Raw genomic sequence first — 20404 nt, 5'->3', positions numbered from 1 at the left:
CGCATGCGGGTCGCGCGGGCTTCGTGCAGGAAATGTGGGGCAGACGCACTGGGAAACGAGCACACCGTTCCAGGGCGAGGAGATCCGGGGGCATGCACACGCTGACGTTCGACAGCGACGACCTGGACCGCACCGAGGACTTCCTCAGCCGCGCCTACGCGAAGATGCGGATCGGCAGCAGCACGCCGGAGACCAGCCGGGCGCGGATCAGCCGCAACGGTCTCGGACCGGTCACCGTGGACGAGCTCGACCTCGACTTCGACATGAGCTACGCCGTCACCCCGCTGAACCGGATCTGCCTGTGCATGGTCCACGAGGGCACCATCCGGGACCACGTCTACCGGGGGGTGGAGGACTCGTTCGGCCCCGGGGACGTGGTGTCCTTCGCGCCGCCGACGTTGTCCTACGCGGGGCGGGTCTGCGGCGCCCGCTACAACATCACCATGCTGGAGCCGGCCCTGCTCGACCAGGTGGCCGCCACCGCGGCCCCGGCCGCGACCGGCCCGGTCCGGCTGACCGGACACCGGCCGCACTCCCCCGCCGCGGCCGAGCGGCTGCGGCAGACGATCACCTACGTCCGCGACCACGTCCTGACCGAGCCGGCCATGACGGAGCAGCCGCTGGTGGTGTCGACGGCCGCCCAGCACCTGGCCGCCACCGTGCTGAACACCTTCCCCAACACGGCGCTGACGGACCCCACGCCGGCCGACCGCCGCGACGCGCATCCCGACGCGCTGCGCCGGGCGCTGGCCTACATCGACGACCACGCCGACCGGGCGATCACCGTCGCCGACATCGCGGCGGCGTCCCACGTCACCGTCCGCGCACTTCAGTACGCGTTCCGGCGGCACCTGGACACCACGCCGCTCGCCCACCTGCGCCATGTGCGGCTCTCCCACGCCCACCGGGAGCTACAGGCCGCGGCCCCCGACGGCGGGACGACGGTCACCGAAGTCGCGGCCCGCTGGGGCTTCTTCCACCCGGGCCGCTTCGCCGCGCTCTACCGCGAGGTCTACCGGCGGCCGCCCGGCCGGACCCTGCTCGACGACTGACCCCGACGCCCGCCCCGCGCGCGCCTCGCGCCCCGCGGCGGGCGGCCGCCACTGCGGCGGCGTCGGAGCCGCGCGACACTGGGAGTGCTGACGATCTCGGGTGGCGCGCGGAGAGGAACCCCGATGCCCAAGCGGCCCTCGCTCGCCGAGTCCGTCGGGGCCGGCCGCCGGGCGGTCCGGGTGACGGCCTCCGCGGCCGCCGGGTTCTATCCGGCCGCCTACCTCCTCGACCAGCCCGTGACCGCGGTGTACGCGCTGTTCACGCCCATCGCCCTGGGCGTCCTGTCACCGCTGCCGGGCTCCGGGCGCGCACGCGCCGTCACCGTGCTGTGGGCGCTGCCGGCCGCCGCCGCTCTCGCCGCCCTGGGAACCGCGCTCGCCGTGACGACCTGGGCGGCCGTGGCGGGCATGCTGCTCGTGGGGTTCGGGCTGGCCTTCGGCGCGGTGTGCGGCCCCCGCCCGGCCGGGGCCGCGCCCGGGCTGCTGCTGTTCTACATCCTCGCCTGTTTCCCGCCCTTCGCCCCGCAGACCCTGCCGCAGCGGCTGGCGGGCGTCGCCCTCGGCGGACTGCTGCTCGCGCTGTGCGAGCGGACGGTGCTCCCCGACCCGCCGCAGCCCTCCTACCGCGGCCGGATCGCCGACGTCCTGGACCTCGCCGAGCGCACGTCCGTGGCGCTGACCCGCACCGGGGGCGCGGAGCCCGGGGCGGGCGGGCGGCTGCGGGCGGCCGGCCGCGAGCTGCGCTTCTCCCGGCTCCCCGCCGGGGTGCGTCCGACCGGCGCGGGTCGCCGGGACCGTGCGCTGGCCCAGGCGGGCTCCGCGACCCGGCGCCTCGTGGACCAGCTGGCGGCGCTGTGCGAGATGCCGCCCGGCGCCGCGGACAGCGCCTCGCGGCAGCTGCTGCGGGGCGTCGCCGACGGCTGCGGCGGGGCGGCCCGCTCCCTGCGCGACCGGCGCCCCGCGGCCGGGCCGGAGCTGATCGAGGAGATGATCGCCGAATTCCTCGTCTCGCGCGAGACGAACCCGGCCGGGCGCGGCGCCCGGCCGCGCGAGCTGCTGCGCCAGCAGTCGGCGGTGCTGACGATCGCCGTCTCTGCGGTGACCGTGCGCACCGCGGTCGCGCTGGCGTACGGCGGCCGGCGGCCCGTGCACGGGCTGCCCCGGGAGCAGTTCTGGTACGCCGGTCTGCCGGCGGTGCGTCTGTTCACGGTGCGTCTGTCGGGCAATCTGACGCGACGCTCCGTCGTCTTCCAGAACGCGATGCGCACCGCTCTGGGGCTCTGTGCCGCCCGGCTGGTGGCGGGTTCGCTGGACCTCTCGCACGGCTTCTGGGTGCTCCTGGCCGTGCTGACGCTGGGGCGCACCACGGCGGGGGCGACGTGGTCGACGGTCCGCGCGGCCGTCGTCGGCACGCTGGCCGGAGCTCTCGCGGCCGGGCTGCTGCTGGTCGAGGCGGGCGGTGCCACCGAGGTGTACGCGTGGCTGCTCGTGCCGATGATGCTGGTGGCCTTCACGGTGGGCCCGCTGGAGGGGCCGGCCTGGGCGCAGGGGCTGTTCACCCTGGTCGTGTCGGTGGCGTTCGCGCAGATCGCGCCCGTGACCTGGCGGCTCGCGGAGATGCGGGTCGTCGACGTGGTGACCGGGAGCGCGGTGGGGCTGCTGTGCGGCGTCCTCGCGTGGCCGTTCGGCGCCCGCGCCGAGACGCGGCGCAGCATGGCGGCCCTGCTGCGCGCGGCCGGGCCCCTGGTGACGGCCACCGCCGCCGCCACGGCCGGCGACGGCTGCACCGGCGGTCCGGGCGGTGAGGAGGCCGACCGGGCCGTCCGGCTGACCCGGCACCGGCTCCGGATCGCGGAGGCGGCGTACGCGCAGTACCGCACCGAGCCCTCCGCGTCCGGGTCCGGGACGGAGCCCGACTACCTGGCCGCTCTCAACTTCGGCGCCCGGGTCCTGGTGGGAGCCCACTGGCTGCCCCGCACGGACCGGGTCCGCGAGCTGTCCGGCGCCGCCCGGCACTGGCTGCGGGAAGCCGCCGGGGAGGTGGAGGCGGCCGGCGTGCGGGCGGCCGGCTTCCCCGCGGGCGGCGTCCGGATCCGGCCGGAGCCGCCGCCGTCCCTCGCGCCGGGCTCCCCGCCGGGCGTGCTGTCCCTCCTGAGCGACATGGAGGTGTGGCTGGACGCCCTCGCGGCGGACCTGCGGGCCGGCGCCGCGTCGGGCGGCCGGCCCCGGTGAATCGGCGGGTCAGCGGGCGGCGAGCAGTTCGAGCGTGTCGATCACCCGGTTGGAGAAGCCCCACTCGTTGTCGTACCAGGCGACGACCTTGACATGGCGGCCCTCGACGCGGGTCAGCTCCGAGTCGAAGATCGACGACGCCGGGTTGCCGGTGATGTCGGCCGACACCAGCGGGTCCTCCGAGTACTCGAGGACGCCGGCCAGCGGGCCCTCGGCGGCCGTGCGGTACGCCGCCAGCACGTCCTCGCGGGTGACGTCGCGGGCGACGGTCGTGTTCAGCTCCACGATGGAGCCCACCGGGACCGGCACCCGGATCGAGTCGCCGGACAGCTTGCCGTCGAGGCCGGGCAGCACGTGGCCGATGGCCTTGGCGGCGCCGGTCGTGGTCGGCACGATGTTGACGCCGGCGGCACGGGCGCGGCGCGGGTCGCGGTGCGGGCCGTCCTGGAGGTTCTGCTCCTGCGTGTAGGCGTGCACGGTCGTCATGAAGCCGTGCTCGATGCCGGCGAGGTCGTCCAGGACGGCGGCGAGGGGGGCGAGCGCGTTGGTGGTGCAGGACGCGTTCGAGACGATCGTGTGCAGCTCGGGGTCGTAGGCGTCGGTGTTGACGCCGTACGCGAGGGTGACGTCGGCGCCGTCCGAGGGCGCGCTGACGAGCACCTTGCGCGCACCCGCGTCCAGGTGGGCGCGGGCGGCCTTCGCCGAGGTGAACCGGCCGGTGGCCTCCAGCACGATGTCGACCTCGAGCGCGGCCCAGGGCAGCTGCGCCGGCTCGCGCTCGGCGAGGACCTTGATACGGCGGCCGTCGACGACGAGGACGTCCCCCTCGACGGTTACCGGGCGGCCCAGCCGGCCGGACGTCGAGTCGAAGGCGAGCAGCCGGGCCAGGGCGGTCGGCTCGGTGAGGTCGTTGACGGCGACGATCTCCAGGTCGCTGTCGCGCTCCAGGAGTGCGCGCAGCACGTTGCGTCCGATGCGGCCGAATCCGTTGATGGCGATGCGAGTCATGAGTGATGTCCCTTCGGTTCTCCACCAGCCTCGCGCGCCGCGCCCGCGCATGGCCCGGGCGTGAGCGCCATGGTTCGCAAGGATCTCGCCAACCCGGTGATCTTCACGCCGCCGGTCCCGGCCCCGGTCACTCGCCCCGGGTGAAGGTGCGCCGGTACTCGCTCGGCGTGGTCCCGAGGATCTGCTGGAAGTGCAGTCGCAGGTTCGCGCCGGTGCCGAGCCCGACGTCCCCGGCGATCTGCTCGACGCCGCGCCCGGAACGCTCCAGCAGCTCGCGCGCCCGGTCGATGCGGGCGCGCATCACCCACTGCATGGGCGTGTATCCGGTGTCCTCGACGAAGCGCCGCGACAGGGTCCGCTCGGAGACGGCCGCGTGCCGGGCCAAGGTCTCCAGGGTGAGGGGCTCGCCGAGGTGGTGCAGCGCCCATTCGCGGGTGGCGGCGAAGCGCTCGCCGAGCGGCTCCGGCACACTGCGCGGCACGTACTGGGCCTGGCCGCCGCTGCGGTAGGGGGCCGCGACCAGCCGCCGGGCCGCGTGGTTGGAGGCGGCCACGCCGAGGTCGCGGCGCAGGACGTGCAGGCACAGGTCGATGCCGGAGGCGGCGCCGGCCGACGTCAGCACGCTGCCCTCGTCGACGAACAGGACGTTCTCGTCGACCCGCACGTGCGGGTGCCTGGCGGCCAGGGCCCGGGTGTAGTGCCAGTGGGTGGTGGCGCGTCTGCCGTCGAGCAGGCCCGTCGCGGCGAGGGCGAACGCGCCGGTCGAGATGGCGGCCAGCCGTGCCCCCCGCTCGTGGGCGGCGCGCAGCGCGTCGACGACCGCGCTCGGAGGGTCGTCGCGGTCGGGGTGGCGGTAGCCGGGGAGGAAGACGACGTCCGCCCAGTCGAGCGCCTCCAGCCCGTGGGCGACGTGGTACGACAGCCCGTCGCCGCCCGTGACGAGGCCGGGCGTCGCGCCGCACACCCGCACCTCGTAGGGCATGCTCGCGCGGGTCGTGAACACCTGCGCGGGGATGCCGACGTCGAGCGGCTTCGCTCCTTCGAGCACGAGGACGGCGACACGTTGCAGACGGGAGGACGGCACCCGGAAAGGGTACGGCGCTGCCGCGGCGCCTCCGCCGACGTCGCTCCGCCGACGTCGCTCCGCCGATGTCTTCGCCCTCCGACGCGGCGGGACGGACCCCGGCGGACCGTGCTCGAAATCCACCCCGACATTGGCATAGACCTGCCACCCGTCACCCATTAGGCTCCGCCCCACCTGAGAGCGCTCTCAGGCACCTGCTCCACCCTTGTTCCGCCCCTGTTCCACCCCCACTCCTGGAACGACGAAGGGCAACTCCCATGAGACGCACACGGTTCGGCCCCCTCTGTCTGGCGGCGCTGCTGACCCTGGGCGGGCTCGTCGGCGCCGGCATCTCCCCCGCGGCGGCGAGCGGCCAGGCCCCGGCGCCACCGGCCGCCCCCGGCTCCCCCGCCTCCCGTCCCGCCGCCGCGCCCACCGGCGGCGACTCCGCCCCCGCCTCCGCGGGCCTGCTGCGGGCCATGCGCCGACAGTTCGGCCTCACCGAGCGCGAGGCGAGCGCCCGGCTGCGGGCCGAGCGGATCGCCGCCGCCCTCGAACCGAGGGTGCGCCGCACGGCGGGCTCCGCGTACGCGGGGTCCTGGTTCGACGCCGCCGACGGCCGTCTGACGGTGGCGGTCACCTCGGGGGCCTCGCAGGCCACGCGCACCGCGATCGGCTCAGCGGGGGCGGTGGTCCGCGTCGTCGAGCACAGCGCGAGGACGCTGGACGCCGCCAAGTCGCGCATCGACCGGCTCTCCGCCCCCGCCGGGGTGGCGGGCTGGCACGTCGACCCGGCCGCGAACGGCGTGGTGGTCACGGTCGTCCGCGACCGGCGCGCCGACAACGATGTCCGGCGCTTCCTCGCACGGGCCGGCGCCGCCGCGCCCGTGAGGGTGGAGACCGTCTCCGCGGCGCCGCGCACCTTCGCGGCCGGCACGGTCGGCGGCGACCCCTACTACACGGGCAACGTCCGCTGTTCCATCGGCTTCTCCGTCCACGGAGGTTTCGTCACCGCCGGCCACTGCGGCAACGCCGGTGCGGGCGTCCGGGGCTGGGACGGCTCCTACGTCGGCGAGTTCCGGGGCTCCTCGTTCCCCGACAACGACTACGCGTGGGTCAGCGTGGGCAGCGGCTGGTGGACGGTGCCGGTCGTGCTCGGCTGGGGCACGGTCCCCGACCAGTTGGTGCGCGGGTCCGCCGAGGCGCCCGTGGGCTCCTCCGTCTGCCGCTCCGGGTCGACCACCCACTGGCACTGCGGGACGGTGCTGGCCAAGAACGAAACCGTGAACTACAGCCAGGGCGCCGTGCACCAGATGACGAAGACGAGCGTCTGCGCCGAAGGCGGCGACTCCGGCGGCTCGTTCATCAGCGGGGACCAGGCACAGGGCGTCACCTCCGGCGGCTGGGGCAACTGCTCCTCCGGCGGCGAGACCTGGTTCCAGCCCGTCAACGAGATCCTCGGCCGTTACGGACTCACCCTGCACACCTACTGACCGCCGGCCGCCGCCCCGCGCCGTGCGCGTCCACCGCGACGCGGCGCGTACGGCCCGGCGGCGCACAGGCCCGGGACGCCCCGGCCCTCCTCCCCGAGGACACTCCTCGGGGCCCGGGGCTCCCGGCACCGAAGGGCGGGGGTGGCCGCATGTCAGGCGCGGCCACCCCCGCCCGGTCACTCCTTCCCGCGTCTTCCGTCCACACCCTCCTCGCCCTCGCTCCGTCCCCTGAACGCCCGTGGCGCCGGGCCCGTATGCAGTCCCGACTGCTTTCGGAAAGGCGCGGTGATCACGTGACGGCTCGCTCTCCCCACTCCGGGCACCGCAGGCCGCAGAACAGGACCCCGCTGACCGCCGCGGTCGCGGCGGGCGTGCTCGGCCTCGCGATCGCCGCGCAGGCCGCTCTCGCGACCGGGACCGAGGGCGCGGCCGGTGCACACGCGCTCGCGGCGCCGCGGGCGGCCGGCGAGGAGCGGCTCACCGCCACACGGCGGATCACCGGCGTCTTCGACGGGGAGCTGACCAGGTTCACGGCGGCGACGCCGGCCCGGAAGGGACGGAAGGCCGGCGGCCGGGACCCGCTGTTCGAACTCGCCGACGGCGCCGTCCTGAAGAACGTGATCCTCGGCGCGCCCGCCTCCGACGGCGTCCACTGTCTGGGCAGCTGCACTCTGGAGAACGTGTACTGGGAGGACGTCGGCGAGGACGCCGCGGCCTTCCTCGGCGAGTCCCCCGACGCCGCCTACGTCGTCAGCGGCGGCGGTGCGGCCGGGGCGGCGGACACGGTGTTCCGGTTCGACGGCGCCGGCACGCTGACCGTGCGGAACTTCGAGGCGGTCGGCTTCGGCGAGCTGGTCCGCTCCTGCGGCGACTGCGCGAAGCGCTTCCGGCGTCATGTGGTGCTGAAGGACGTCACGGCCACCGCCCCCGGCGGCGACCTGGCCGGGATCGACGCCGGCCTCGCGACACCGCCCGGCTGACCGGCGTCACCGTGCCGGGCGACCCCGACCGCGAGGTCGTGGCCTGCCGCGCGCGAACTGCTCCCGACGGGCGGGGCGGGCAAGTCGGGGCAGGACGCCCGGCCCGCGCGGGTTCACGACGGGCCGGGCGGGCTGGACGGGTGAGGGTCACCGGGACCGGCGCCGCCCGGCGGTCAGAGTCTGGCGCCGAAGTTCTGTGTCCACCACGGGCCGCCCGACCCGTCGTGGATCCCGACGCCGATGTTCTTGAAGGAGCAGTTGAGGATGTTGGCGCGGTGGCCGGGGCTGTTCATCCAGGACGTCATCACCGACTGGGCGGTCTGCTGCCCCATGGCGATGTTCTCCCCGTAGGTGGACCAGCGGTAGCCCGCGGCCGTGATGCGTTTGCCGGGGTCGGCGCCGTCCGGGTTGGTGTGGTCGAAGAAGCCGCGGGCGGCCATGTCGTCGGAGTGCCCCTGTGCGGAGTTGCGCAGCAGGGGGTCCTCGGTGAGGGGCCCGCAACCGGCCTTCGCCCGCTCCTCGTTGACGAGCGCGATCACCTGGGACGAGCGGTCCGACGACCCGGACCGCACCGTCGGCCTGCGGGAGGCCGGCGGACGCGAGCCGGCCGGCTTCGCCGCGGGCGCCGCCGACGCGGTGGCGCTCTTGCGGGGGCTCGGCGAGGCACTCGCGCTCGGCGACGACGACGGTGACGGCGACGCGGACGCCGTCGGGGAGGCGGACGGCGACGGCGAGGTCGCGTCACCGGCGGCGGGGGTGGGGCGGCCGGAGACCAGCGCGTCGTCCACGGGCCGTACGGCGGTGCTGTCCTGGGCGTCACCGTCCGGCCGCAGGTTGAAATAGAGGAAGCCGCCGCCCGCCACGCACACCGCCACGACCGCGCCGCCCACCGCGCGTCGCCGGGTGCGCCGCCTGCGCCGGGTCGCGGTGCGGGACGCCGAACGGCCGGCCGTCGAGTGCCGTGAGCCGGAGCGGACGGTGACGTCCGGTGCGCCCTCGGGGAGGGAGGACGCCGAACCCGCCAGGGCGACCGTGTCGGCGACGGAGCGCGTCCGCGCGAGCAGCGCGGAGGACACGGCGACCAGCGCGAGGCCGGCCAGCAGCCCTTCCGCGGGCACCAGTCCGCTCCACAGGCCGGAACACCGGACGCACCCGCGCGCGTGGCGGGCTATGCGCTTGCGCCACAGCGTCGAGGGCCGGCCGTCCCACGCGGCCAGCTCGCCGCGCAGTTCCGGGCACGGCGGCTGGGCCTCCAGGGCCCGCACGACCACGCGGGCCGCCTCCAGCTGCGCCTTCATCCGCTGGACGCGGACCGCGGTGTGCTGCGGCGTCAGGGCGAGGGCCTCGGCTATCTCGGCCCGGGTGAGTTCACCGGCGCACTCCAGCCACCACAGCGACAGCAGCCCCCGGTCGTCCGGCTCCAGCCAGCGCGTGGCCAGGGCGGTCTCCTGGCGCTGGCCGGACAACTGCAGCCGGACGATGGTCAGATCGACGAAGTCGGCGCCCGGGTCGGCCACTTCGTCTGCCTCCTCCATGGCGGTCCGGGTCGGCTGCTGCCGGTTCCAGTGCGCCCGGACCTGGTTCATCGCGATCGCCACCAGCCAGGAGCGGAAGCTCTCCGGGTCGCGCAGCGCGCCGAGCGAGTCCAGGGCGCGCAGCATGGTGTCCTGCACGACGTCGTCCACGTCCACCGAGCCGTTCAGCGCCCGGCCCACGATGTTGTAGACGAGCGGGAGGTACTCGCCGACGAGCGCCTCCTGGGCCGCCTGGTCTCCCGCTCGCGCGGCGGTCACCAGTGCCGTCGTCTCCACCGTGTGCCGTTCACTCATTGCAGCTTCCCTGTCGTCGATTCCGAACGGTGCTGTCCGTCGCATCGGGGATCTCCTCGGGAGCGACGGATAACAGTTCTTCGGAAAAACGTGCGAGGACAGAGACTGGTCGCCGTGCGCCCCCCGGTGCAATGGAGGCGGTCACATCCGGGCGACCCCGTGCAGGTTCCGTAAACAAACTCCTTGCGATATCGGGCGGTTTCAAGCGGTTTGGGGCACTCTCGGAGCGCGCGCGAACTGCGGGCGGCCGGTTCCGTGGTCCGCTCCCGCGCGACGACGCCGTCCGCCGGTCCCCGGCCGCGGGCGCCGGACCCGGCGTGACGACTCGCCGTCGGAGCGGGCCGGGTCGCGGCGGTCACGGCGGTCGCGGTACTACTGTCGCCGGCATGGACCGTGATGGCCGACGATGGCTCCCCTGTCTGCTCGGCGGCGCGGTGTTCGCCGTGTGCATGGCCGGTACCACCCTGCCGACGCCCCTCTACGGCCTGTACCAGGACAAGTTCGGCTTCTCCGAGCTGACGGTCACCGTCGTGTACGCCGTGTACGCCTTCGGCGTCATCGGCGTGCTGCTGCTGGCGGGCAACGCCTCGGACACGGTGGGCCGGCGCACGGTGCTGCTGTGGGGCCTCGGCTGCGCGGCGGCGAGCGCGGTCTGCTTCCTGTGCGCCACCGGCCTGGGCTGGCTCTACGCGGGGCGGCTGCTGTCGGGGCTGTCGGCCGGACTGTTCACCGGGGCGGCGACGGCCTACGTCATGGACCTGGCCCCCCGGGGCGGCGCCTCCCGGGCCACCCTCGTGGCGACGGCCGCCAACATGGGCGGCCTGGGCTGCGGTCCGCTGCTCGCCGGACTGCTCGCGCAGTACGCCCCCTGGCCGCTGTACCTGCCGTTCCTCGTGCATCTGGCCCTGGTGGCCTGCTCGGCCGTCGTGGTGGCACGGCTTCCGGAGACGGTGCGCGAGCGCAGGCCCGTGAGCAGCGTGCGGCCGCGGCGACCGGCCCTGCCGGCGCAGGTGCGGGCGGTGTTCGGGCCGGCGGCCACCGCGTCGTTCGCGGGGTTCGCCCTGTTCGGCGTGTTCACCTCGGTCAGCCCCGCGTTCCTCGCCGAGTCCCTGGACGTGACCGATCACGCCGTCAGCGGACTGGTCGTGGCGCTGGCGTTCTTCGCGTCGACGGGCGGACAGTCGGCCGTCGGCCGGGTCGGCGTGCGGCGGGCGCTGCCCCTGGGCTGCGCCGCGCTGCTGGCCGGTCTCGCGCTGCTCGCGGGCGCGCTGCGCTGGGAGTCGCCGGCACTGGTGGTGCTCAGCGCGCTCGTCGGCGGCGCGGGGCAGGGGCTGGCGTTCCGCGCGGCGCTGTCGGCGGTGGCCGGGGCGTCCCCGCCGGAGCAGCGGGCGGCGGTGATCTCGACGCTCTTCGTCGTGGCGTACACGGGCATCTCGGTGCCGGTGATCGGCGTGGGCCTGCTGACGGACCCGCTCGGTCTGGAGGGCGCCGGGCTGGTGTTCATCGCCTGCATGGCCGTCCTCGTGACGACCGCGGCCGCCTACCTGTTCCGGCGACCGCTGCCGGCGAAGGCGTGAGCCCGACGTACCGTTCGGCCCCAGGCACGCGTCCCGGTCCGCCGGCAGGCGCGGTGCCGCTCATGGGGTGGGGCCGCGCGGGTCCGAACACGCCTGGGCGCGTCCGTACGAGTGGCTTCGCTCCACCGGCGAACCGACGGGGGGCCGGCCCGCGTTGGGCAGAACCCAGCCGTCATCACCGGAAAGGCCCCTCCATGCGACGTACCGCTCTCCTGGCCGTCTGCGCTCTGGTCAGCGCCGCAGCCACGGGATTCTTCACCACCAGCGCGCTGCGCAGCCGCTGACGCACGGGCCGGGGCGGCGGAGCGCCCGCTTCCCCGGCCGTGCGGCCGACCGGCCGGGCCCGTGCCCTCAGCCGCGATCGGCGCCTTCCTTCGACGCCTCTTCGTCGGTCCCCCTGCCGCCGGGGTGCCGCAGCGCGCACAGGTAGCCGACGCCCAGCGCGACCGCCATCGCGTAGAACACGTACTGGTTGGCCTCGGCGAAGTCCATGCGGATCGCGGACATCTGCTCCCGCACCGTCTGCGCGACCGCGCCGCCGCCGCTCAGCCGGCGCTCGTCGCCGCTGCCGGTCACCGATTCCGCGACGTTCCTCGCCGCGTCCCCCGCCGCCGACGACGGCACTCCGTGCGATTCCAGCGTGTTCCTGACGTTGTCGGTCATGGCGTGCGTCAGCATCGTGCCGAACAGGGCCAGTCCGACGCTCGCGGCGTAGTTGCGGATGGTCTGGGTGATGCCGGTGACCTCGCCGTACGAGGCGTCGATCGCCCGGTTGACGGCGTCCGTGGAGGCGGGCGCGAGGATGAAGCCGATCCCGGCCCCCGCGAGGCACACGTAGGGCCACTGGTCGTGCATGGACAGGTCGGTCAGCTTCCCGGCCCAGAGGGCGAAGCCGACGGCGCCGACCACGCAGCCCAGTTTCATCGTCGGCCTCGCGCCGCGTTTGTCGAGGATGCGCCCGCCCCACTGCGAGGCGAGCGCGAAACCGACGAAGAAGTACAGCAGGTACAGGGCGGCCTGGTTGGGCGATGCGCTCAAGGAGACCTGGGCGTACACGGAGGCGAAGAAGAACAGCGGGACGAACGCGAGCATGGCGAAGAACAGCACGAGCCCGTCGACCACGAACGCCCGGTCGCGGAAGACCGCGAGCTTGACCAGCGGGTGGGCCGTGCGCAGTTCGTAGCGGCAGAACAGCCACAGCACGGCGAGACCGCCCACGATGCAGATCCAGGTGTACGCGCTGTCCCATCCCCACGCGGACGCCTGCTGGAAGCCCAGCACGCTGGCGCCCATGCCGAGCGCCACGAGCGCGGCGCCGGGCACGTCCAGGCGCTCGTCGCGGCGGCGGTCGGACACGTGGGCGAGCGCGGTGAGGACCAGCGCGACGACGGCCACGGGCACGTTGACCCAGAAGATGGCCCGCCACGTCCAGTCGGTGAGCCAGCCGCCGAGCAGCGGACCGACGGCTGTCAGGGCCCCGGTGACGCCGAAGAACAGGGCGAGCGCGCGGCCGCGCCGTTCCACCGGGAAGACCGCGACGACCACCGCGAGCGCGGCGGGGAAGAGCAGGGCCGCGCCGAGCCCCTGGGTCGCACGGAAGACGATGAGCCAGCTCAGGGCGAAGTCGCCCCGGGGGACGCAGCCGCACAGCACGGACGAGACCACGAACACGAGGGTGCCCACCACCACGATGCGCCGGGGGCCGAACAGGTCGGCCAGTCGTCCGCCGAGCGCGAAGAACGCGGCCAGCGCCAGCAGGTAGGCGTTGACGACCCACTGCATCCCGGTCGTGGAAAGACCGAGTTCGTCGACGATGTCCGGCGTCGCGATCGCCACGATGGTCTGGTCGATGAAGGTCATCGCCACCGCGAACATCATGGCCGCGAGCGCCACTGACTGCGAAGGAGCACCCCGGCCCGCGGGCGCGCCGCCCGCCTGCTGCTTGGTGTACATGCCAGTCATTCCCTCAGTCTGCTCCCGCTCGGGTGACGACGCATGCGGTGAGCGGCAGTGCGTGGTCATCGCGGGAGGGCCGGCCCTCCGACGGCGGCGGGCGCGTCCAGCGGCGGGGCGCGCTGCCGCGGCCCGCGTCCCGCGCGTCGCGCTTCCGGTCTGACGGAACGTCGGCAGCCCGCGGCGGTGGGCGCTCAGGGGTGCTCCGCGCGATCGCGGGCGAGTCCGCCCGTCCGGGGCGGCGCGGGGACGCCGTGGCCGTGTCGGGCGGCTCCTGGGGAGCGCGGCGTCCGGCCGACATGCGTGAGCGTCCCGGCGGAGGGAAGCTGGCGATCATGGTGCGCAAGGGCGTGCGGCCCGATGACACGCAGGACGTGGAGGCGGCCCTCGACGAGCTCTACGCCGCTCCGCCGTCCGAGTTCGTCCCCCTGCGCGAGCGACTGGCCCTCGCGGCGAGGACCGAGGGACGTCCGCAGGACGCCCGCCGCCTGCACGCCGCCCGCCGTCCGACCCTCGCGGCCTGGGCGGCGAACCTGCTGCTGCGTGCGCGGGAACAGGAGAGCCGGCGGTTCCTGGAGCTTGGCCGGGCACTGCGCGAGGCCTACGGGAATCTGGACGCCCAGGGGGTCAGGGAGCTGTCCGAGCAGCGCCGGAGCGTCGTCTCCGCCATGTCCCGGCAGGCCGCCGAGCTGGCGGGCGAGGCCGGGCACCGGCTCTCGGACGCGGCCCGGCGCGACGTCGAGGCGACGCTGCGGGCGGTGCTCGCCGACCAGGACGCGGCGGACCGGTGGGCGGCGGGCCGGCTGGAGAGCGCCCTCACCCCGCCGTCGGAGTTCCCCTCCGTCACCGGCGCGGCGACCGGCGGACCGGCCCGAGCGGGATCCGCGAAGCAGGCGCCGGACTCGTCCCGGTCGGACCCGCCCGAAGCCTCGACCCGGTCCCCCCGTTCACCCCGGTCCTCGCAGCCGTCGCAGTCGTCCCGGAAACAGGACGAGCCGGCCGAGCGGCGCCGTCGCCGCCGGGAACAGGAGGCCGAGGCACGCCGGGCGTCCGAGGCCGCCGATCGCCGCCTCGGCGACCTGCAAACGGCGCTGGCGGAGGCCGAGGAGGAGCTGCACCGCGCTCAGGACCGTCAGGAGCGGGCCCGCCGGCGGCACGCCGACGCCGGACAGCGGCTGCACGACGCGGAGCGGGAACTGCGGCAGGCCGAGGGGGAAGTGCGGCAGGCGGAGCAGGATCTGCACGGCGCGGAGCAGGAGCGCCGGACGGCCGACGAGCGGCGCCGGGCGGCCGCGGACGCCGTGACCGCGGCCGGGCGGGAGGCTCGGGACGCCGAACGGAAGCTGCGGCGCCTCACCGGGCCGCGGTCCGGTCCCGGCTGAGACGTCCGGCCGGGACGCCGCGGCGGCCGGGCCCGGCCCGCCGGTCGTGTCCGTCGTCCCGCGTGGTGCGGGGCGGTCCGCGCGGTGCGACGCTGGAGGCACGAGGCGTCCGCCACCGGGCGAGCCGGGAGGGCCGATGGGACGAGATGTCCCGGCGCTGGTCTTCACCCGCGAGGACCGCCGCCGGTACCGGATCAAGATGCAGGAGAACCTCGACGTGTTCGCGCAGATGCTGCGCGAGTCGCGGTTCGAGTCGGAGCGGCCGCAGGTGGGCCTGGAGATAGAACTGAACCTCGTCGACGACGAGGCCGAGCCGGCGATGCGCAACAACGACGTCCTGGAGGCGATCGCGGATCCGGCCTGGTCCACCGAGCTGGGCCGCTTCAACCTGGAGATCAACGTCCCGCCGCGCCGTCTGACCCAGGGCGGCCCGGACGCCTGGGAGTCCGAGATCCGTGCCGCGCTCAATCACGCCGAGGAGCGCGCCGCGTCGGTCGGCACTCATCTGATCATGGTCGGGATCCTGCCGACCCTGCGGCAGCAGGACGTCGGCGAGGGGGCGCTGTCGGAGAACGCCCGTTACCGGCTGCTCAACGACCAGGTCTTCGCCGCGCGCGGCGAGGATCTGCGCATCGAGCTGGACGGCGTGGACCGGCTGCGCACGTACGCGGACACGATCACGCCCGAGGCCGCCTGCACGAGCACCCAGTTCCACCTCCAGGTCTCCCCCGACGAGTTCGCCCCCTACTGGAACGCGGCGCAGGCGGTCGCCGGCGTGCAGGTGGGGCTGGCGGCGAACTCACCGTTCCTGTTCGGCCGGGAGCTGTGGCACGAGACCCGGATCCCCCTGTTCGAGCAGGCCACCGACACCCGCCCGCAGGAGATCAAGGTGCAGGGCGTGCGCCCGCGGGTCTGGTTCGGAGAGCGCTGGATCACCAGCGTCTTCGACCTCTTCGAGGAGAACCTGCGCTACTTCCCGGCGCTGCTTCCGCTGTGCGACGAGCAGGATCCGCGCGAGACGCTGGCCGCGGGGGACGTCCCCGAACTCGCCGAGCTGACCCTGCACAACGGGACGATCTACCGCTGGAACCGCCCGGTGTACGCCGTCGCGAACGACCAGCCGCACGTCAGGGTGGAGAACCGCTGTCTGCCGGCCGGCCCGACGGTCGCCGACACCCTCGCCAACGGCGCCTTCTACTACGGCATCACCCGCGCTCTGGTGGAGGAGGAGCGGCCGGTGTGGTCGCGGATGTCCTTCCAGGCCGCCGAGGACAACCTGCACGCGGCGGCCCGGCACGGCATCGAGGCGCGGCTGTACTGGCCGGGGATGGGCGAGGTGCCGGTGCCCGAACTGGTCCTGCGCCGTCTGCTGCCGCTGGCCCACCGGGGCCTGGAGCACTCCGGCATGGACGCCGCGTGGCGGGAGCCGCTGCTCGGCATCATCGAGCAGCGCTGTGTCACCGGCCGCAACGGGGCGGTGTGGCAGAAGGAGACGTTCCGTCGTATCACGGCGGCCGCCCACGCGGGCCGCCACGAGGCGCTGCGGCGGATGACGCGGCAGTACATCGACTACATGCATCTCAACGCCCCGGCGCACACCTGGCCGGTCGACTGACCCCGGCGCACACCTTCCCTGCCGACTGACCCCGGGGGGGTGACGTCCGCGCAGATCAGCGCGGTGTGCGGGGCGTCGGGCGGCTGCGGGCGGGCACGCCCGCGCGGGCGGCGGCGGGCGACACGGGACCCCGCGGTGCGACAGCGCGGAGGGGACCGTGCAGGATAGAGGTATGACGATCAAGGTTTACTTCGACATCACCATCAACGACCAGCCCGCGGGCCGCATCAACTTCAACCTCTTCGAGGACGTCGTGCCGAAGACGGCGGAGAACTTCCGCGCGCTGGCCACCGGCGAGAAGGGCTTCGGCTACGCCGGCTCCTCCTTCCACCGGGTCATCCCGGCGTTCATGCTCCAGGGCGGCGACTTCACCCGGGGCGACGGCACCGGCGGCAAGAGCATCTACGGCGAGAAGTTCGCCGACGAGAACTTCCAGCTCAAGCACGACCGTCCCGGCCTGCTGTCCATGGCCAACGCGGGCCCGAACACCAACGGCTCGCAGTTCTTCGTCACCACGGTGGTGACCGACTGGCTCGACGGCAAGCACGTGGTGTTCGGCGAGGTCGCCGACGAGGACAGCATGGCCCTCGTCAAGAAGATCGAGGCGCTCGGCTCCCGTGGCGGCAGCACCTCGGCGAAGATCACGATCTCGGCGTCCGGCCAGCTCTGATCCGAGCGGCGGGCCGTCCGGCCGGCGGGGCGGTCGCCCCGGCCGGCCGAGGCCGGAGCCGGGGGCGCAGTCCGGCCGCCCCCGGGCCGGCCCCCCGGCGCGTTCCCGGCTTTCCCCGCCGCTCGGCGCCCCCTGCCTCCCGCTCCCCCTTTCCCCGGCGCACGGTCTGTGCTTCTGGTCACACCGCTCGCCCTATTTACTAGGACGTCCTACTATTTTCTCAGTAGGCGTCACCGTGATCTGTCTGGGAAGGCCCCATGAGCGATCTGCACCGTCCCGTGCACCCCGTCCGTCTGGTCACGGCTTCGGCCCTGTTCGACGGGCATGACGCATCGATCAACATCATGCGGCGGATCTTCCAGTCCCAGGGCGCGGAGGTGATCCACCTCGGCCACAACCGCTCGGTCCAGGAGGTCGTCGACGCGGCGCTGGAGGAGGACGCGCACGGCGTGGCCGTCTCCTCCTACCAGGGCGGACACGTGGAGTACTTCGAGTACCTCGTCGAGTCGCTGCACGCGCGCGGGGCGGAGCACGTCCGCGTCGTGGGCGGCGGGGGCGGTGTCATCGTCCCCGAGGAGATCGCCCGGCTGCGCGCGGGCGGGGTGACGATCTTCTCCCCGGAGGACGGGCAGCGGATGGGCCTGGCCGGCATGGTCAACTCCGTCGTCCGCGACTGCGACTTCGACCTGTGGGACGCCAAGCCGGCCGACGCGGCCGGTGTGCTCGCCGGCGACCGGTTCGCCGTCGCCCGCGCGATCACCGGCGCGGAACTCGGCAAGCTGCCGAAGGACTTCACGGACCAGGTGCGGGCCACGGCGGCGGGGCGCACCACCCCGGTGCTGGGCATCACCGGCACCGGCGGCTCGGGCAAGTCGTCGCTGACCGACGAACTGGTGCGCAGGTTCCGGGTGGACCAGCAGGACAAGCTGCGGATCGCGGTGATCGCCGTCGACCCGACCCGGCGGCGGGGCGGCGGCGCGCTGCTCGGCGACCGGATCCGGATGAACTCGCTCGACGGCAACCGGGTGTTCTTCCGCAGCCTGGCCACCCGCGGCAGCCATGAGCTGCCGGAGCACCTGTCCGATGTGATCGACGTGGTCAAGGCGGCCGGGTTCGACCTGGTCATCGTGGAGACGCCGGGCATCGGCCAGGGCGACGCGGCGATCGTGCCGTTCGTCGACACCTCGCTGTACGTGATGACACCGGAGTTCGGCGCCGCCTCGCAGCTCGAGAAGATCGACATGCTCGACTTCGCCGACGTCGTGGCGATCAACAAGTTCGAACGGCGCGGCGCGAAGGACGCGATGCGTGACGTGGGGCGTCAACTGGTGCGGAACCGCGAGGCGTTCGGCAAGCGGCCGGAGGACATGCCGGTCTTCGGCACCTCGGCGGCCACCTTCAACGACGACGGCGTCACCGCCCTGCACCAGTACCTCAAGGCCGCCCTCGCGGAGAAGGGTCTGCCGCTCTCGGAGGGCCGGCTCGCGCCCGTGGACGTGCGCCACTCCTCCGGCATCCGGCAGGTGGTCCCCGCGGACCGCGTGCGCTACCTCGCCGAGATCACCGAGAGCGTCCGCGCCTATCACGCCGAGACCGAGCGGCTGGCCGAGGCGGCGCGCCGGGTGCAGCGGCTGGAGACGGTCAGCGGCGAACTCGCCGAGGCCGGCACGGACGCGGCGAACGTGCAGGCGCTCCTCGACACCGCCCGCGGAGACCTTCCGCGCCCGGTCACCGAGCAGCTCCGCGAGTGGCCGGCCGTCGTGGCCGCCTACTCCGGGGACGAGCAGGTGGTGCGGATCCGCGACAAGGAGATCCGCACCAAGCTGACCCGCGAGTCCCTGTCGGGCAACAAGATCCCGCGCGTCGCGCTCCCCCGCTTCACCGACCACGGCGAGCTGGTGCGGTTCTGGCGCCGGGAGAACCTGCCGGGCCGCTTCCCCTTCACCGCCGGGGTGTTCCCGTTCAAGCGCGACGGCGAGGACCCGGCGCGCATGTTCGCGGGCGAGGGCGACCCGTTCCGCACGAACCGGCGCTTCAAGCTGCTCTCCGAGGGCCAGCCCGCGACCCGGCTGTCCACCGCGTTCGACTCGGTCACCCTCTACGGCCGCGACCCCGACGAACGGCCCGACATCTACGGCAAGGTCGGCACCTCCGGCGTGTCGGTGGCCACACTGGACGACATGAAGGCGCTGTACGACGGCTTCGACCTCGTCGCGCCCACCACATCCGTCTCCATGACGATCAACGGCCCCGCCCCGACGGTGCTGGCGTTCTTCCTGAACACCGCCATCGACCAGCAACTGGACGCCTTCCGCGCCGCCGAGGGCCGCGAGCCCGCCCCGGAGGAGGCGGCCGAACTGCGGGCGCGCGCGCTGGCGAGCGTGCGCGGCACCGTGCAGGCCGACATCCTCAAGGAGGACCAGGGCCAGAACACCTGCCTGTTCTCGACCGAGTTCAGTCTGCGGATGATGGCCGACATCCAGGAATGGTTCATCGCGCAGAAGGTCCGCAACTTCTACTCGGTGTCGATCTCCGGCTACCACATCGCCGAGGCCGGCGCGAACCCCATCAGCCAGCTCGCCTTCACCCTGGCCAACGGCTTCACCTACGTCGAGGCCTACCTCGCCCGGGGCATGCACATCGACGACTTCGCGCCGAACCTGTCGTTCTTCTTCTCCAACGGCATGGACCCGGAGTACTCCGTCCTCGGCCGGGTCGCCCGCCGCATCTGGGCCGTCGCCATGAAGGAGAAGTACGGCGCGAACGAGCGCAGCCAGAAGCTGAAGTACCACGTCCAGACCTCGGGACGCTCCCTGCACGCCCAGGAGATGGACTTCAACGACATCCGCACCAGCCTTCAGGCGCTGATCGCGATCTACGACAACTGCAACAGCCTGCACACCAACGCCTACGACGAAGCCGTCACCACGCCGACCGAGGAGTCGGTGCGCCGGGCCCTGGCCATCCAGCTGATCATCAACCGGGAATGGGGCCTGGCGATGAACGAGAACCCGTTGCAGGGGTCGTTCGTCATCGACGAGCTCACCGACCTGGTGGAGGAGGCGGTGCTCCAGGAGTTCGACCGGATCAGCGAGCGCGGCGGCGTGCTCGGCGCGATGGAGACCGGCTACCAGCGCGGCCGCATCCAGGACGAGTCGATGCTCTACGAGCAGCGCAAGCACGACGGCACCCTGCCCATCATCGGCGTCAACACGTTCCGCAACCCGCACGCCGAGACCGCCGAGCCCGGCGTCATCGAACTGGCCCGCGCGACCGAGGAGGAGAAGGTCTCGCAGCTGGAGCGGGTACGCGCCTTCCAGGCCGGACACCGTGACGAGGCGCACGAGGCGCTGACCGCCCTCAAGGACGCGGCGGTGAACGACCGCAACGTCTTCGCCGTCCTCATGGACGCCGCCCGGGTCTGCTCCCTCCAGCAGATCACCGACGCCTTCTTCGAGGTGGGCGGCCAGTACCGCCGCAACGTCTGAGCGCACTCCGTGCGACGGCCCCGGCCGCGCCGCCTGTCCCGTCCCGGTCACCGCGTCCCCGA

At 73.9% G+C, this 20404-nt stretch carries 13 protein-coding genes; 9 read left to right on the top strand and 4 right to left on the bottom strand.

The window, feature by feature from the left end; translation table 11 throughout:
• Window positions 1-92: 92 nt before the first annotated feature.
• On the top strand, window positions 93-1052 hold the full coding sequence (locus tag ACGFSH_RS31355; RefSeq protein ID WP_393354414.1) for a helix-turn-helix transcriptional regulator: 960 nt from the start codon (window positions 93-95) through the stop codon (window positions 1050-1052).
• A 123-nt stretch (window positions 1053-1175) separates the two neighbouring features.
• A complete protein-coding gene (locus tag ACGFSH_RS31350; protein ID WP_393354412.1) occupies window positions 1176-3284 on the top strand; it encodes an FUSC family protein in 2109 nt (702 codons plus the stop codon).
• Window positions 3285-3293: 9 nt separating this feature from the next.
• On the opposite strand, the gene gap is transcribed toward ACGFSH_RS31350, so the two are convergent.
• On the bottom strand, window positions 3294-4292 hold the full coding sequence (gene gap / locus ACGFSH_RS31345; protein WP_393354410.1) for a type I glyceraldehyde-3-phosphate dehydrogenase: 999 nt from the start codon (window positions 4290-4292) through the stop codon (window positions 3294-3296).
• 127 nt (window positions 4293-4419) lie between these two features.
• Window positions 4420-5376, bottom strand: coding sequence for a GlxA family transcriptional regulator (locus ACGFSH_RS31340; protein WP_393354408.1), 957 nt, complete (start codon window positions 5374-5376; stop codon window positions 4420-4422).
• Window positions 5377-5633: 257 nt separating this feature from the next.
• On the opposite strand from ACGFSH_RS31340, the gene ACGFSH_RS31335 reads away from it, so the two are divergent.
• Entirely contained in the window at window positions 5634-6848 is a 1215-nt protein-coding gene (locus ACGFSH_RS31335) for a S1 family peptidase (RefSeq protein WP_393354406.1), read from the top strand.
• A 293-nt stretch (window positions 6849-7141) separates the two neighbouring features.
• Window positions 7142-7828 (top strand): pectate lyase, encoded by a 687-nt coding sequence (locus tag ACGFSH_RS31330; RefSeq protein ID WP_393354404.1) that lies wholly within the window; start codon window positions 7142-7144, stop codon window positions 7826-7828.
• 173 nt (window positions 7829-8001) lie between these two features.
• On the opposite strand, the gene ACGFSH_RS31325 is transcribed toward ACGFSH_RS31330, so the two are convergent.
• Window positions 8002-9657, bottom strand: a complete 1656-nt coding sequence (locus ACGFSH_RS31325; protein WP_393354402.1) for a sigma-70 family RNA polymerase sigma factor — start codon at window positions 9655-9657, stop codon at window positions 8002-8004.
• A 386-nt stretch (window positions 9658-10043) separates the two neighbouring features.
• On the opposite strand from ACGFSH_RS31325, the gene ACGFSH_RS31320 reads away from it, so the two are divergent.
• The gene (locus ACGFSH_RS31320; protein ID WP_393354400.1) at window positions 10044-11234 is read left to right on the top strand and encodes an MFS transporter; all 1191 of its coding nucleotides are present in this window, start codon (window positions 10044-10046) and stop codon (window positions 11232-11234) included.
• 351 nt (window positions 11235-11585) lie between these two features.
• Here ACGFSH_RS31320 and ACGFSH_RS31315 read toward each other — a convergent pair whose 3' ends face one another.
• Window positions 11586-13187: an MFS transporter gene (locus ACGFSH_RS31315; RefSeq protein ID WP_393354659.1), complete on the bottom strand. Its 1602-nt coding sequence runs from the start codon at window positions 13185-13187 to the stop codon at window positions 11586-11588.
• Window positions 13188-13522: 335 nt separating this feature from the next.
• On the opposite strand from ACGFSH_RS31315, the gene ACGFSH_RS31310 reads away from it, so the two are divergent.
• The 4 genes from ACGFSH_RS31310 to icmF all read left to right on the top strand — a co-directional run bounded on the left by ACGFSH_RS31310 (window position 13523) and on the right by icmF (window position 20342).
• Window positions 13523-14569: a hypothetical protein gene (locus ACGFSH_RS31310; RefSeq protein WP_393354657.1), complete on the top strand. Its 1047-nt coding sequence runs from the start codon at window positions 13523-13525 to the stop codon at window positions 14567-14569.
• Between the two features lie 136 nt (window positions 14570-14705).
• Complete coding sequence (locus ACGFSH_RS31305) at window positions 14706-16184, top strand: glutamate--cysteine ligase (RefSeq protein ID WP_329406402.1); 1479 nt, start codon at window positions 14706-14708, stop codon at window positions 16182-16184.
• Between the two features lie 172 nt (window positions 16185-16356).
• Window positions 16357-16854 carry a peptidylprolyl isomerase gene (locus ACGFSH_RS31300; RefSeq protein WP_393354398.1) on the top strand — a complete coding sequence of 166 codons (498 nt, stop codon included), beginning with the start codon at window positions 16357-16359 and terminating at the stop codon, window positions 16852-16854.
• A 257-nt stretch (window positions 16855-17111) separates the two neighbouring features.
• Window positions 17112-20342 (top strand): fused isobutyryl-CoA mutase/GTPase IcmF, encoded by a 3231-nt coding sequence (gene icmF / locus ACGFSH_RS31295; RefSeq protein WP_393354396.1) that lies wholly within the window; start codon window positions 17112-17114, stop codon window positions 20340-20342.
• Window positions 20343-20404: the final 62 nt, after the last annotated feature.

The sequence above is a fragment of the Streptomyces sp. NPDC048481 genome, assembly GCF_043200075.1.
In the GTDB taxonomy this organism is placed as follows: domain Bacteria; phylum Actinomycetota; class Actinomycetes; order Streptomycetales; family Streptomycetaceae; genus Streptomyces.
Note: the sequence above shows the minus strand (reverse complement) of the source record. Positions and strands in the feature narration are given on the sequence as shown.